Source organism: Rhodococcus sp. LMD (genome assembly GCF_056108245.1).
On the sequence record NZ_CM148557.1, the window covers coordinates 1,168,120 to 1,182,559 of the forward strand.

13 protein-coding genes are annotated in these 14,440 nt (G+C 71.5%); 5 read left to right on the forward strand and 8 right to left on the reverse strand.

Annotated features, from left to right (window positions below; all coding sequences use genetic code 11):
• The first annotated feature begins 49 nt into the window (after window positions 1–49).
• Complete coding sequence (locus ACWPQI_RS05485) at window positions 50–1,570, forward strand: glutamate-cysteine ligase family protein (RefSeq protein WP_059174867.1); 1,521 nt, start codon at window positions 50–52, stop codon at window positions 1,568–1,570.
• On the opposite strand, the gene ACWPQI_RS05490 is transcribed toward ACWPQI_RS05485, so the two are convergent.
• The 4 genes from ACWPQI_RS05490 to ACWPQI_RS05505 all read right to left on the reverse strand — a co-directional run bounded on the left by ACWPQI_RS05490 (window position 1,571) and on the right by ACWPQI_RS05505 (window position 6,209).
• On the reverse strand, window positions 1,571–3,856 hold the full coding sequence (locus ACWPQI_RS05490) for a M28 family peptidase (RefSeq protein WP_432793815.1): 2,286 nt from the start codon (window positions 3,854–3,856) through the stop codon (window positions 1,571–1,573).
• A 114-nt stretch (window positions 3,857–3,970) separates the two neighbouring features.
• Window positions 3,971–5,194, reverse strand: a complete 1,224-nt coding sequence (locus tag ACWPQI_RS05495; RefSeq protein ID WP_010593070.1) for a globin domain-containing protein — start codon at window positions 5,192–5,194, stop codon at window positions 3,971–3,973.
• 55 nt (window positions 5,195–5,249) lie between these two features.
• Window positions 5,250–5,690, reverse strand: a complete 441-nt coding sequence (locus tag ACWPQI_RS05500) for an RrF2 family transcriptional regulator (protein WP_010593069.1) — start codon at window positions 5,688–5,690, stop codon at window positions 5,250–5,252.
• 66 nt (window positions 5,691–5,756) lie between these two features.
• Complete coding sequence (locus ACWPQI_RS05505) at window positions 5,757–6,209, reverse strand: CBS domain-containing protein (RefSeq protein ID WP_010593068.1); 453 nt, start codon at window positions 6,207–6,209, stop codon at window positions 5,757–5,759.
• 147 nt (window positions 6,210–6,356) lie between these two features.
• Between ACWPQI_RS05505 and ACWPQI_RS05510 the strand changes: the two genes are divergently transcribed.
• The 3 genes from ACWPQI_RS05510 to ACWPQI_RS05520 all read left to right on the forward strand — a co-directional run bounded on the left by ACWPQI_RS05510 (window position 6,357) and on the right by ACWPQI_RS05520 (window position 9,388).
• Entirely contained in the window at window positions 6,357–7,307 is a 951-nt protein-coding gene (locus ACWPQI_RS05510) for a universal stress protein (RefSeq protein ID WP_010593067.1), read from the forward strand.
• A gap of 91 nt (window positions 7,308–7,398) precedes the next feature.
• Entirely contained in the window at window positions 7,399–8,439 is a 1,041-nt protein-coding gene (locus ACWPQI_RS05515; RefSeq protein WP_474738835.1) for an LLM class F420-dependent oxidoreductase, read from the forward strand.
• 46 nt (window positions 8,440–8,485) lie between these two features.
• Window positions 8,486–9,388, forward strand: coding sequence for a universal stress protein (locus ACWPQI_RS05520; protein ID WP_010593065.1), 903 nt, complete (start codon window positions 8,486–8,488; stop codon window positions 9,386–9,388).
• A 171-nt stretch (window positions 9,389–9,559) separates the two neighbouring features.
• Here ACWPQI_RS05520 and ACWPQI_RS05525 read toward each other — a convergent pair whose 3' ends face one another.
• The 3 genes from ACWPQI_RS05525 to ACWPQI_RS05535 form a co-directional block, all read right to left on the reverse strand.
• Window positions 9,560–9,853, reverse strand: coding sequence for a hypothetical protein (locus tag ACWPQI_RS05525; protein ID WP_172603597.1), 294 nt, complete (start codon window positions 9,851–9,853; stop codon window positions 9,560–9,562).
• Entirely contained in the window at window positions 9,850–10,803 is a 954-nt protein-coding gene (locus ACWPQI_RS05530) for an acyl-ACP desaturase (protein WP_010593063.1), read from the reverse strand. The genes ACWPQI_RS05525 and ACWPQI_RS05530 overlap by 4 nt, the downstream gene beginning before the upstream one ends.
• A gap of 61 nt (window positions 10,804–10,864) precedes the next feature.
• Window positions 10,865–11,785, reverse strand: a complete 921-nt coding sequence (locus ACWPQI_RS05535; RefSeq protein WP_026137460.1) for a nitroreductase family protein — start codon at window positions 11,783–11,785, stop codon at window positions 10,865–10,867.
• A 182-nt stretch (window positions 11,786–11,967) separates the two neighbouring features.
• Between ACWPQI_RS05535 and ACWPQI_RS05540 the strand changes: the two genes are divergently transcribed.
• Window positions 11,968–12,606, forward strand: a complete 639-nt coding sequence (locus ACWPQI_RS05540; RefSeq protein WP_003937734.1) for a response regulator — start codon at window positions 11,968–11,970, stop codon at window positions 12,604–12,606.
• 10 nt (window positions 12,607–12,616) lie between these two features.
• On the opposite strand, the gene ACWPQI_RS05545 is transcribed toward ACWPQI_RS05540, so the two are convergent.
• Complete coding sequence (locus tag ACWPQI_RS05545; RefSeq protein WP_026137461.1) at window positions 12,617–14,248, reverse strand: sensor histidine kinase; 1,632 nt, start codon at window positions 14,246–14,248, stop codon at window positions 12,617–12,619.
• Window positions 14,249–14,440: the final 192 nt, after the last annotated feature.

Consider the following 14,440-nt stretch of genomic DNA (forward strand, 5'->3'; position numbering starts at 1 on the left):
CCGCTAGGCTGACGAATCATCACCTAGCGGGGGAGAGGGACACGGCTCCATGGGCACGCAGATCAAGGCTCGGTCCTTCACTCGCGCCGACCGGCGCGAGTTCCGCACCAAGGTGCAGGCCTGCCTGGCCGCCCTGGAGCGGATGCTGCGCGAAGGCGCCTTCACCGATGCGCGCGAACGCCCGGAGCCGCTCCTGGGCATGGAGATCGAGTTCAACCTCGTCCAGGACGACATGGAACCGGCCATGTGCAACCTCGAGGTGTTGCAGGCGATCGACGATCACGCCGTGTTCCAGACCGAGCTCGGCCAGTTCAACGTCGAGATGAACGTCGACCCCGGGCCGTTCGCCGGCGACGCCGTCCTCGACATCGAGAACTCCCTGCGCGAGTCGCTGCGCCGCGCCGACACGCGGATGCACCGGCAGGACGCCCAGCTCGTCATGATCGGCATGCTGCCGACGCTCGAGCTCGCCCACCTCGACCGGGAACGCATCACCGCCAATCCGCGCTACGAGGCCCTCAACGAGCAGATCTTCGCCGCGCGCGGCGAAGACATCGAACTCGATCTCGACGGCGTGCCCCTGCCCGGCCGCGACGGTGCCGAACAACTGCGGGCCGATGCCAACTCGGTCGTGCCGGAGGCGGCGTGCACGTCGCTGCAACTGCATCTGCGGGTGGCTCCGGAAGACTTCGCCGAACACTGGAACGCCGCCCAGTGCCTGGCCGGGGTGCAGGTGGCGCTCGCCGCCAACTCCCCGTTCCTCGCCGGCAAGGCGCTGTGGCACGAGAGCCGGATTCCGCTGTTCGCGCAGGCCACCGACACCCGCACTCAGGAGCTGAAGAACCAGGGGGTGCGCCCGCGGGTGTGGTTCGGCGAGCGCTGGATCGACTCGGTGACCGACCTGTTCGAGGAGAACTCGCGGTACTTTCCGGCACTGCTTCCCGAGGTCTCCGAGGTCGACCCGCTCGCCGAACTCGACGCCGGACGGACTCCGGGCCTGCGCGAGCTGCAGATGCACAACGGCACCATCTACCGCTGGAACCGGCCCGTCTACGACGTCGCCGACGACCACCCGCACCTGCGGCTCGAGAACCGGGTGCTGCCGGCGGGGCCGACGGTGCTCGACGTCATGGCCAACGCCGCGTTCTACTACGGGGCGCTGCGGGCTCTCGTCGACGCCGACGTGCCGCTGTGCCGGTTCATGAGCTTCGACGCCGCCCGCGAGAACCTCGGGATCGGGGCCAAGTACGGTCTCGACGCGCGGCTGTACTGGCCCGGACTGGGGTGGGTCGGAGCCGACGAACTCGTGCTGCGCCGGCTGCTGCCGATGGCGGACGCGGGGCTGACCGCCTTCGGCCTGTCGCAGCAGGCGCGGGACAGGTACCTGGGCATCATCGAGGGCCGGTGCCTGAACCGGCAGACCGGTGCGGCGTGGCAGCGCGCGCAGGTCGTCGAACGGGAGGACGCCGGCGCCGACCGGCGCACCGCCCTCCACGGAATGATGCGCGACTACATCCGGAACATGCTCGGTGGCAAGCCCGTTCACGAGTGGCCGCTCAGCGAGGTGTGATCACAACCGGACGGTCCGGGTCACCGCGACCGCCGGGGTGACCACGACCCGGTCGTCCGGAGCGCGGTATCCCGGGACCACGGTCAGCTCGTCGGTGACATCGGCGACGTGCAGCACGGTCGCACCGGAGCGCGGAACGACGGTCAGCCGCACCTCGATGCCCTCGGCCGGCGTCCCCGAGAACAGGAACCCGAACGGCGCGGCCGGTGCGGCGTTCCGGCCGGCCACCGCGGCCTCGCGCACCTCCGCGGTCGTCTCGTCCACCCACAGCCCGACCGTGGGCGCCCCGCGCGGCGACGTCAGCCGCAACGTCAGCGTCCGCTCGTCGCCGTCGGTGACGTCCGCGACGACGTCGAGCCCGGGCGCGGGCAGCGGCGCGGCCGGTGCCCGGCCGTGGGCGAACCTGGTCTCGCTGCGCCACGGGAACGCGTCCGGCAGGGTGGCCGGCGCCTCGGTCAACAGGGCGCGGCTCCAGTCCGACGCGGGGGCGCGCGGCGAGGCCCACACGGCGGCGCCGGTGTCGGCGTTCAGTGCGTAGAGGAGCTGTTCCTGCCGCGGCGGGGTGGCGCCGTCGCGGTTGACCCAACCCCCGGTCGGCGCGGCCACCACCACGACCGCCGCGGCGGCGATCGCGGCGAGCCGCAGCTGCGACGGGTCGCCGGCGGCGTCGACGAGCGGCAGCGCCAGCGCGAACAGCACCGCGACGAACACGCCCGCGAGCGGCGCTCCGGTGAGCAGACCGGCGTCGAACGACGCGACCGCGCCGGGCACGAGCACCACGACCGCCGGCACGGTCCCGGCCACCGTCACGGGCGTCCGCCACCCGCGCCGGTCGGCCGGCAGCCGGTCCACGACGAGCGCGGCGACCGCGGCCGGCAGCGCCGGCAGGACCAGGACGGTCGCGACGCCCAGGAAGGGCAGCGCGGCCACGGCGGTGACCGCGACGGCGAGCAGCGCGCCCGTCGCGAACGCCGCCGGGCCGACGCGGCGGCGCACCGCCGGGTACGCCGCGAGCAGGACGGCGACGGCCGCGGCCACCGCGGCAACCTGATAGGGCACCGGCCGGTACGGTTCCCGCAGGACCGCCGAGGCCTGCCCGGGGGCGATCCGCAGCGCGAGCCACCACGGGACGAACGCCGCACCCGCCGCCGCGGCCGCCACGGCGATCGAGATCCCGCCCGATGCCGCGAGCCGGCCCGCCGAGGCGGTGCCGTCCCGGATCCGCCGGGCCACGAGGGCACCGGTGACGGCGGCGAGCAGCGCGGTCAGGGCGATCTCGAGCCAGCGGGGGAAGTGCACCGGTCCCCAGGGCAGGGTGACGACGACGTCGTCGCCGCCGGAACCGAGTTCGGCCAGGTCGATGGACGAGAATCGCTGTGCCGCAGCGAGGGTCGTTTCGCCCATGCGCTGCAGCGACGAGGTGTCGAGCCGGTCCGCGGTGTCGACGGGGCTGTGATAGTAGGCGCCGCCGCCGGCGACCGCGGTGTCCGCGGCGTGCAGGCCGGCCTCGGTGAGGCGGCGGAAGTCGGTGTCGTTGGGCAGCAACTCGAACGCCGTCTGGGTGAACGAGTCCGCGGTCGTGCCCGGCACGTCGGACAGCACACCCACGAGACCGGCGTTGGGTGAGGAGATCCGGAAGGTGACGGGGACGCCGCCGTTGCCGCGGGCCTCGTGGTTGAGCACCACGGTCGGCCGCGCGTCGGCCGGCTGCCGCCTCGTGTACTCCTCGGCGCCGAGCAGGCCGCGTTCCTCGCCGTCGGTGACGAGCACCGTCACGTCGTTCCGGGGACGGGGGCCGGCGGACAGGGCCCGGGCGGCCTCGAGGACCGTGGCGATTCCGATCCCGTCGTCGCCCGCGCCGGGGGAAGCGGGGACCGTGTCGTAGTGCGCGGCGAGCACGACGGAACCGGTGGGGTCGGTGCCCGGGAGGGTGGCGACCACGTTGGCGACCCGGCCGCCGCGCTGGGTGCCCTGCACGGCGGTGGTCGACCAGCCGACGCCGTCGTCGACGCGGGCGGCCCAGCCGAGTCCGTCGAGGACGCGGACCAGGTAGTCCCGCGCCGCGGCATGGCCGGCCGAGCCGGGCGGGCGCGGCTGCGCGGCCACCGCCTCGACGTGCGCCGTCGCGCGGGCGGCGCTGAACTCGGTCGGTGGGGTGTCGGCCGGCGCGGGCGCCACCGGGGTCCGCAGCGTGGCCGTGAGCGCGACGAGGAGCAGCACGAGCAGTCCGATCCGGGCGGGACCGCGGGGCGTGTCCGCACGGGCGGGGACCGCGACGTCGTCCATGCGAGCGAGCCTAGCGCCGGATCGTGGAGACGACCGTGCCCCGGCCGGGGCCGGGGCACGGTCGCAGGGAACTCAGGCGCTGGGACTCAGGCGCTGGGACTCAGGCGCTGGGACTCAGGCGCTGGGGGCCCAGCTGTCCGGGCCGAACACCTCGTAGTGGATGTTCTCGGCGGGCACGTTGCGCTCGATCAGGGCCTCGCGCAGCGAGAGCATGAACGGCAGCGGACCGCACAGGTACGCCTTGGTGTTCGGGTCGAGCGGCAGGTCCGACACGTCGGCCCGGCCCACGCGCACGGTCTCGAGCGGTTCGCGGGCACCGAGATCCTCGTACCAGCGGTGCACCTCGGCGGACGGGATGCGCTCGACGAGGGTGGCGAGTTCGTGCCGGTGGGCGTGGTTGGCGACGGAGCGGTCGGCGTGCAGCACCGAAACCTTGCGCTCGTCACCGGTTTCCGCCAGATGCGCGAGCATGCCGATCATCGGGGTGCAGCCGATGCCGGCGGAGGCCAGCAGCAGCGGGGCGCCGTCGTCGGGCAGCACCAGGTCGCCGAACGGCGTGGTCACCTGCAGATCGTCGCCTTCGAAGACGTTGTCGTACAGGAAGTTCGACACTTCACCGGCCGGCGCGACGGCGCCGTCGGGGGTGGTGGTCGCCAGGATCCGCTTGACGGTGATGCGCCAGTCTCCCTGCGACGGCGCGTTGGTCAGGCTGTACTGGCGGATCTGGCGGGCGCCGTCGGGGAGCACGACGCCCACCGAGAGGTACTGGCCCGGGCGGAAAGCAGGCAGCGGGGCGCCGTCGAGCGAGGTCAGGACGAACGAGACCGTGTCGGCGGACTGGTGCCGGCGCTCGGCGACGCGGACGGTGCGCCACACGTCGCCCGGTGCGACGCCCGCGGCCTTGTACAGGTCGTCCTCGAGCTTGATGAGGGTGTTGGCCATCAGCCAGTACAGCTCGTCCCAGGCCGCGGCGACCTCGGGGGTGACGGCTTCGCCGAGGACCTCCACGATGGCCTCGAACAGGTGCTTGTGGACGATCCAGTACTCGTCGGGCTTGATGCCGAGGGAGGCATGCTTGTGCGCGATGCGGGACAGGATGGCCTCGACCCGGGCGGGATCGGGGTCGAGTTGCAGGGTCGCGAACGCGGCGATGGAGCCGGCGAGGGCCTTCTGCTGTTCGCCCTGCTTCTGGTTGCCGCGGTTGAACAGGTTCCGCTCGAGCTCGGGGTGCGCGGCGAACATCTTCTTGTAGAACAGGGGGGTGATGTCGCCGATGGCGGCACCCACGGCGGGGAGGGTGGCGCGGATGACTTCCTTGGACTCGGCTGAGAGCGGCATCGTGGACTCCGTTTCGATCGGGCTGGGCGGGTTCGCGGGCTGTGGAACCCTGCGGTCAGACGGCGGGGCGGGTGAGTTCGAGCAGGACGGTGCGGGTGGGCGGGCGGGCGAGGTCGGCGACGGTGACGGCGTCGAGGGCGGTGTAGAACGCCTCCTGGGCACGTCGCAGTGCGCCCCGGAGGCTGCACCCGGCGCGCAGCGGACACGGCTTGTCGCCCTCGCAGGCGACGACCTCGTTGTCGCCTTCGAGTTGCCGGGCGAGCCATCCGACGGTGGCGGACCGGCCGAGTTCGGTGATGGCCAGTCCGCCGCCGCGGCCGCGGCGGGTCGTGACGACGCCGAGTTCGCTCAGTCGTGCGACCACCTTGGTGGTGTGGGCGTACGACAACTCCAGTTGCTCGGCAACGCTTCTGGTACTGGGGGAGCTGTCGGGCGCGGCGGCCGCCAGGTACATGACAACTCTCAGTCCGAGATCGGTGAACTGGGTGAGTTGCATGAACCGAGACTAGATAATTGTCATCCCAAATGACAATTTAATGTGACGCAGATCGCTTTCCGGTCTTCAGTGCTCGAGCAGGGGAAGGATATTGCGCCAGCTGACGATTCCGATCGGCCGGCCGTCGCGCACCACCGGCACGGACCGCAGCCGCATCTGCAGCATCGCTCGCGCGATGTCGAACAGCTCCGCGTCCGCGTCGAGGGCGACGGGCGGCAGCGCCACCGCCCGCACCGTCAGCGGCCGGCGGATCGCGCTCACGATCGGCTCGGGCAGATCGGCATACACCGACAGCCGCGCCAGGTGCGCCCCCGCCAGGGCCTCCTCGGTGATCAGGCCGCACAACCGGCCGTACTCGTCCACCACCGGAAGTGTGGTGAAACCGTTGCGCGCCAGCACCTCCCCGGCCCGCTCCAAGGTGGCGTCCACCGTCACCGCCAGCACCGGCGTGCTCATCACGTCCGCCGCGCGGACCTTGCGGGCCGCGGCATCCGTCACGCGGATCGGACCACCGGACATGACGCGCCTCCTCTCCCCACGATTGTGGCCGCATCCTCCCCGCCGGACCAGTGGCTCCGGACTTCCCGGAGAAGGACCAAAGACCATTCCTGGCCCAGGGGGAGCGGGTTAACCTCGAGGCCGAGGACGATCCCTGCGACGAGAGCGGTGACCGACGTGAAGTTCCCCGGCAGCAAGACGCACCACGAACCCGCGCACGACGAGGCGGTGCGGTCGAACACCGTGGTGGTCGGGATCGACGGCTCTCCGGCCTCCGACGACGCCGTCCGGTGGGCCGCCGCGACCGCCGCCGACCGCGGGTTGCCGCTGCACATCGTGCACGCTCTGGACTTCGCCCCCAGCGGGTACAGCGGGGCGCCGTTCATCCAGACCGCGCAGGTCTTCGAATGGGTCGAGGACGAGGGCAAGACGCTGCTGCAACGGGCCGAGGAGGTCGCCCGCACCGTCGCGCCGGCGCTCGAGATCACCACCCGACTCGCCGCCACCGGCAGCGCCCGCTGGCTCATCGACCTGTCCGCCCACGCGCGCATGCTCGTGCTCGGTTCCTCCGGCACCGGCCGGGTGGGCGAGGCCCTGCTCGGCTCCACCCCCGTTTCCGTGGCCAGCCACGGCCGGTGCCCCGTCGTCGTCGTTCGCGGCGAGGCACCGGAGTCCCTGCCCGACACCCGGCCCGTCGTCGTCGGGGTCGACGGCAGCACCCTCAGCGAGAAGGCCGTGCACGCGGCGTTCGAGGAGGCCGGTCTGCGGGGTGTCGACCTGGTCGCGGTCCACGTGTGGAGCGACATGCGGCGCGGGACGTTCGACGAGGCCGTCGAGGTCTCGATCGATCCCGACGCGTTCGCGGAATCCGAGCAGGCCCTGCTCGCCGAGCGTCTCGCCGGATTCCACGACCGCTACCCCGACGTGAACGTGCGCCGCGAGGTGTACGTCGACGGGCCGCGCGCTCACCTGCTCGCCTGGTCCGAGAAGGCGCAGCTGCTGGTGGTCGGCAGCCGCGGACGCGGCGGATTCACCGGCATGCTGCTCGGTTCCACCAGCAACTCGCTGATCCGGGACGCCCACTGCCCCGTGATGGTCGTGCGCCCCGACGAGTCCTGAGGATCGGTGCCGCGCCCCGGCGGTAGGGTACCGGGAAAACGGTACGAGCGTGCCCGTCCGGGCACGCACCAACGGATCACGGGGTATGCCGATGCGCATCGGGATGGGACTGAACTACAGCGGCGGCTTCGCCGAGACGGCGGCGGAGGTGGCCGATCTGGAACGGGCCGGCCTCGACATCATCTTCGTGCCGGAGGCGTACTCGTTCGACGCGGTCAGTCAGCTCGGCTACCTCGCGGCCAAGACCGAACGACTCGAGCTGGCCTCGGGCATCTTCCAGATCTACACCCGCACGCCGAGCCTGACCGCGATGACCGCCGCAGGACTGGACTACGTCTCCGACGGCCGTTTCGTCCTGGGGATCGGTGCGTCCGGCCCGCAGGTCATCGAGGGATTCCACGGCGTCAAGTACGACGCGCCGCTCGGCCGCACCCGGGAGCTCGTCGACATCTGCCGTCAGGTGTGGCGCCGGGAAAAGGTCGAATACCAGGGCAAGTACTACCAGATCCCGCTGCCGCCGGAGAAGGGCACCGGGCTCGGCAAACCGCTCAAGCTCATCAACCACCCGGTGCGGGAACGCATCCCCGTCCTGATCGCCGCGATCGGCCCCAAGAACGTCGAGATGACCGCCGAGATCGCCGAGGGCTGGGAGCCGATCTTCTTCCATCCGGAGAAGGCCGCCGACGTCTGGGGCGATTCCCTCGCGCGCGGCAAGGCCAAGCGCGACCCCTCGCTGGGCGACCTGCAGGTCTACGTCGGGGCCGCCCTCGCGATCGGTGACGACGTCGACTTCCTCCTCGACTTCGTGCGCCCGCACCTGGCGTTGTACATCGGCGGCATGGGTGCGAAGGGGAAGAACTTCTACAACGATCTCGCCGTCCGCTACGGCTACGCGAAGGAAGCAGAGACCATTCGGGACCTGTACCTCGCCGGCCGCAAGGAGGAGGCGGCCGCCGCAGTGCCCGACGACCTCGTGCGGGCCGTCTCGCTGATCGGCCCCGAGAGTTACGTCCGGGAGCGGGTCGCCGCGTTCGCCGAAGCCGGCGTCACCACCCTCACCGTCACCCCGATCGCGGAGAACACCGCCGGCCGGGTCCGACTGATCGAACAGCTGCGGGAGATCTGCAACTGACGCTCGCGAGAACCGGGCCGCCGGCCCGCCGACAGAGGGGACACCTATGACCGATACCCAACCGATCGTCGTCGCGGTCGACGGATCCGACGCGGCGGCCACCGCGGTGATCTGGGCGGCCCGCGCCGCCGCGGCCCGTGCGTTGCCGCTGCACATCGTCACCGTCGTGCACATCCCCGCCTTCTACTACTCCGAGCCCTACCTCGCGGAGAGCTTCCACGAGGAGATGAAGGAGACGGCGCGGGCCCGGCTCGACAGCGCCGTGGTGCTCGCCAAGCGCATCGCCGACGAGCAGGGCCCGGTCGAGATCACCACCGAGCAGATCGAGGGCAAGGTCGTCCCCACCCTCGTCGAGGTTTCGCGCCGTGCCGACACCGTCGTGCTCGGCTCCCGCGGCCTCGGCGAGGTCAAGGGGCTGCTCGTCGGCTCCGTCACCCTCGGTCTCGCCTCGCACGCCCACTGCCCGGTCGCGATCGTGCGCGGCCGCACCCTCGACGGGGCACCCCCCTCCGACGGCCCGGTCGTGGTGGGCGTCGACGGCTCCGAGGCGTCGGTGCGCGCCGTCGAGGTGGCGTTCGCCGAGGCGGCCGCCCGCAAGGCCACGCTCGTCGCGGTGAACGTGTGGAGCGACGTGAGCGTGCAGCCGTCGCTGGGCGCGGTGCCCGAGGATCCGCAGTGGAGCCGGATCCAGACGGGCGAGGAGGTCGTGCTCGCCGAGAACCTCGCCGGGTTCCAGGAGCGCTACCCGGACGTCGTCGTCGAACGCGTCGTCGCGCGGGACCGGCCGGTGCGGGTGCTGAGCGAGTACGCCGAACGCGCCCAGCTGATCGTCGTCGGCTCCCGAGGCCGCGGCGGCTTCAAGGGCCTGCTGCTCGGATCGACCAGCAATGCGCTGATGCAGACCGCCGACTGCCCCGTGCTGATCGTCCGGCCCGACGGCGAGAAGTAGCCCTCCCGTCCCGGCCTGCGCCGCATGTGGTTGCGCGGCTGGGTGCTTCTCGCGCGCGTTCTCACGCGCGCGAGAAGCACCGCACCGCGCGACCGTACCCGGACGCTCGATGCCCGGCACCCGGAAGCGGGTGCCGGGCATCGTCGCACGGTGGTCTCCTCGGTGCGCGAGTCAGCCGAAGTCGTCGAGGCCACGCTCGCGCAGTTCGCGCCAGACGTCGGCGGGATGGATGCCGCGACGGACCGCGTCGTTCTCGATGAGGACGCCCAGCAGCACCGAGCTCAGGTAGGCGACGTCCTCCGGGCGGTGGGTACTGCTCTTGGCGGTCAGCCAGCCGGACACGTCGCCGCGCTTCGCGGCGCGCGCCATGTCCAGAACCGAGCCGAACAGCTTGCTGTCGGTGGTTCCGGTCCGGGGGGTTCCGGTCCGGGGGGTTCCGGTCCCGGGCTCACGCACGCTGGTCATGCGCTCGCCCCCGCGTGCTCGTCGCGGTGGGCCTGACGTGCGAGCGCGCGGTCCCGGGCTTCCTCGAACCGCTCGGCCTTCGTCTGCAGATCGGTGAGGAAGGCGTCGAGGTCCTCGCGCAGCTGTTCGCCGCGGCCGCCGAAGTCGGTGCGCTCGAACACGCGCCACTTGCGGAGCACCGGCAGCACCACGTCGTCGAGGTGCTGGCGCAGGTCGTAGATGCCGCCCTTGGCGATCAGGACGGCGTTGCGCCGGAAGTTCGCCATCGACGCACCGGGCATCCGGAACCGGGTCAGCACGCTCATGATCGCGGCCAACGTCTGGTCGGGGGCGATGTCGAGGGCGCCGTCGACGATGTTGCGATAGAACATCATGTGCAGGTTCTCGTCCGCGGCGACGCGGGCGAGCATGCGGTCCGCGATCGGGTCGCCGCACGCCCTGCCGGTGTTGCGGTGCGAGACCCGGGTCGCCAGTTCCTGGAAGGTCACGTACGACACGGACTCGAGCATCGATGTCGACCCCGGGTCGAAGCCGGTGGTCATGTGCGCCATGCGCGCGTTCTCGAGTGCGACGGGGTCCACCCCGCGGGTGACCACGAGGTAGTCCCGCATGACGACGGAGTGCTTGTTCTCCTCGGCCGTCCAACGTCCCACCCACGTGCCCCACGCGCCGTCGAGGCTGAAGTGCTCGGCGATCTCACGGTGGTAGGAGGGCAGGTTGTCCTCGGTGAGCAGATTGGTGATCATCGCTGCCTGGGCGGTGTCGGACAACGCGGACTGGGCGGGATCCCAGTCGGTGCCGCCGAGGGCGGCGAAGTTGCGGCCCTCGTCCCACGGAACATAGTCGTGCGGATGCCAGTCCTTCGCCATCGCCAGGTGGCGGTGGACGTTGTCCTCGGCGATCGGCTCGAGCTCCCGGAGCAACTGCAGGTCCGTGAGTTCCCTTGTCACAGTGATGTGTTCCCTCTCTGATTGGTCGGGGCGCCCCCCTGCGACGCCCCGTTCGGTCCGGTCAGAACCCGATACGCATGATCAGTTGCGGAAGACCGTCGAGGTCCATCCGTTCGGCGAGCCGGGCCGCGGAGTCCTCCACGCGCAGTGGATAGGTGAGCACGGAGGCGGACAGCCGGGCATCGACCGCCGCCAGCCACGCCCGCTCGGATGCGATGCCCACCCGCACCAGGTCGATCGGATCGGCGGACTGTACCGAGAAGACCAGCACGGTCTCCCGGTCGATGGCCGCCGCGAGTTCGGCGGTGTCCGGCACGCCGGTGGTGATCAGTGCGCGCCCGGCCGCTCCGCCGGCGTCCAGGTCGGCGCCCCAGTCGGTCACCACCTCGGCGTTGCCCTCCGGATGCCAGTGCGACGTCCACCGGAACATCTCGCGCTGGTAGTGCGGGTTGCGGCGCATCGCCTCGGCCGAGTACGTGAGCATGTCGGCGAGGGCCGGTGCCTCGTCCGAGGCCAGCAGGCGAACCCGGACACCGGGGATGTCGGCGGCCGCCATCACGTCGGCGATGGTGGTGGCCGGCACCGGGATCCGGGCGAACGACTCGCGGTGGCTGCGCCGGTGCGAGATCGCGGCGAAGGACCCCAGATCGGTGCTCGACGGGGTGGCCGGAGCCGCCGCCTCGATCCGCGCGATCAGCTCGGGCCGCTCCGGCTCCGGTAGCAGCAGGGTCCGGGTGCTCCAGCCGAGCGCCCGGATGCCGAGTTCGAGATTGGCGACGGCGGCCCCGCACGAGATGAGGCGATCCGGGCGCAGCGGGTCCGGACCGGGCGCGGCGAACTCGACCCGCTCCTCCAGTTCGGCGGTGCGCGCCGGGAGACGCAGATTCCACGGCTGGGTGTCGTGGATGGAGGGGGCCTCGATCACGGCACGCGCGATGACCTCGGTGTCGCTCGTGGACCAGGTGTCGGGCACCGTGGACATCGCAGCCTCCTCGTCCTGGTCGGTCACCCCCGCACGGCTCATCGGGGCGACGTTCCGAGCATCGCCCGTGGACTGTGCCGGGCGCATGTGCCGAAGGTCCCGAAACTGCCGTCGAACGGCCCGCGGCAGGTGGTGTGCGAGCATGGTCACCGCAACACCGGTGCCAGGAAAGGTGAGGGACGATGCCTCGGGTATTTCTCGTCGACGACCACGAGATCGTGCGGCGCGGGTTGGTCGACCTGCTCGACAGCGTGCCCGACTTCACGGTCGTCGGGGAGGCCGCGTCGGTCGGCGAGGCGCTGGCCCGCATCCCGGGGAGCGGAGCCGAAGTCGCGGTCCTCGACGTGCGCCTGCCCGACGGCAACGGCGTGGAACTGTGCCGTGAGCTGCGGGCCCGCATGCCGGAGCTGCGCGCTCTCATGCTCACCTCCTACGCCGACGACGAGGCCCTGTTCGACGCGATCATGGCGGGTGCGTCCGGATTCGTGCTCAAGCAGATCCTCGGCACCGACCTGGTGTCGGCGATCCGGACCGTCGCGGCCGGCGGCTCGCTGCTCGACAGCCGGGCCACGGCCGCGCTCATGGAACGCATCCGCGCGTCCCGCACGGCGGATCCGCTCGCCGAACTGTCCGACCAGGAACGGGCCGTGTTCGAGCTGATCGGGGAGGGCCTGACCAATCGCGAGATCGCCGAGCGGTTGTTCCTGGCGGAGAAGACGATCAAGAACTACGTCTCGCGGCTGCTGGCCAAGCTCGGGATGCAGCGTCGCACGCAGGCCGCGGTGCTCGCCACCGAGTTGCGCAAGCAGCGCGAGGTCTGACGCCGACCCGTCAGAGCGGCGCCTGCCACACCACGCGCGTGCCGCCCGTCGCACCGGGGCCGATGCTGCAGCGGCCGCCGCACTGCTGGGCGCGACGCTCGAGGTTGGTGAGGCCGCTGCGGCGCGGGGCGTCCGGCAGCCCGATGCCGTCGTCGACGATCTCGATCGTGAATTCGTCTCCCGCTGAGACGGATACGGAGATCTTCTCCGACTGCGAGTGACGCAACGCGTTGCTGAGTCCTTCCCGCAGCACCGCTTCGGCGTGCGGATGGATGCGGGCGGGGACCAGAGTGTCTATCGGCCCGGAGAACTGGACGTTCGGCGCCACCGGCGACTGGGCGGTCAGGTCGCCGACCACGTCCAGCAGCCGCCGCCGCAGGCTGGTCGATGCCGCGGCGCCGGTGGTGTGCAGATCGAAGATGGTGGTGCGGATCTCGCGGACGGTGCGGTCGAGTTGCTCGACGGCGTGCTGGACCACGTTCGCGACCCGGTCGGGGTCGGTGCCGGGAACCAGCGTGCTCTGCAGGCTCATCCCGGTGGCGAACAACCGCTGGATCACGTTGTCGTGCAGATCCTGCGCGATGCGGTCGCGGTCCGCGAGCACGTCCAGCAACCGCTTCTTGCGTTGCTGCGTGGCGAACTCCAGCGCGACGGTGACGAGATCGGCCATGGATTCGAGCCGCGTGACGTCCTCGTCGTCCCACGCGTCGGATCGGGCCGCCCGGGTGACGATCAGGGCGCCGCTCGCGCCGGAGGTGGCGGACAACGGCAGGACGACGGCGCGGCCGTCGGTGCCCGCCGCGTCCGGGATGCCCTCGAGACTGTCGGTGAGCAGGGTGCGCCGCGTCCGGATCGCCTCGAGCACAGGAGAACCGGTGAGGTCGAGGCGAGTGCCGACCGACGGCGGGCCGGGTGCGGCGGCGGCCCGGACCGTGCCCTGGGTGCCGTCGACGAGCACGACGTAGCTGCCGTCGGTGTGGGCGAGGTCGCGCACGCGGTCGACCAGCAGTTCCAGCGTTTCGTCGACCGAGCCGCCGACCAGCAGCCGGGAGTTGATCGTCGCCACCGCCTCGAGCCAGCGTTCGCGGGTGACGGAGCCCTCGAACAGGCGCGCGTTGTCGATCGCGACGCCCGCGGAGGTCGCGAGCACCTTCAGGATCACCTCGTCCTCTTCGGTGAACGCCGGGGAACCGACCTTCTCCGTGAGGTAGATACTGCCGAACACCTTGCCGCGCACCATGATCGGGGTCCCGAGGAAGCTCTTCATCGGCGGATGTCCCGGAGGGAAGCCGATCGATGCGGGATGCCGGGACAGGTCCGCGATGCGGACCGGCCTCGGGTCGTTGATGAGCAGACCGAGGAGGCCGCGGCCCTCCGGCAGATGCCCCATGCGGCCGCGCGCCTCGGGGGCGATACCCACGTAGACGAACTCCGAGAGTCCACCGTCGGGAGCCCGCACGCCCAGCGCGCCGTAGCGGGCGTCGAGCAGCGTGACGGCCGCGGAGACGATGCGCTGGAGCATCGAGTCGAGTTCGAGACCCGACCCGACGACGAGCACCGCCTCGAGCAGGCTCTGCAGGCTCGCGCGGGTGGTGACGGTGTCGGTCAGCCGATCCCGGATCTCGGCGAGCAGTCCGTCGATGTCGGCGGTGCGGTCGCCGGGGCGACCGACGGCGGTGCCGTCACCGGGGCGACCGACGGCGGTGCCGGCGGTCGTAGCGTCACCGGTAGTGCTCACACCGTCAGCATAGGTGCCGTCGAAGACGGCCCCTCTCGTGCACCGGACGCAACCGGCCGCCGGCGCCTCGCCGGCGTGTGAGAATTCGGGTATGGA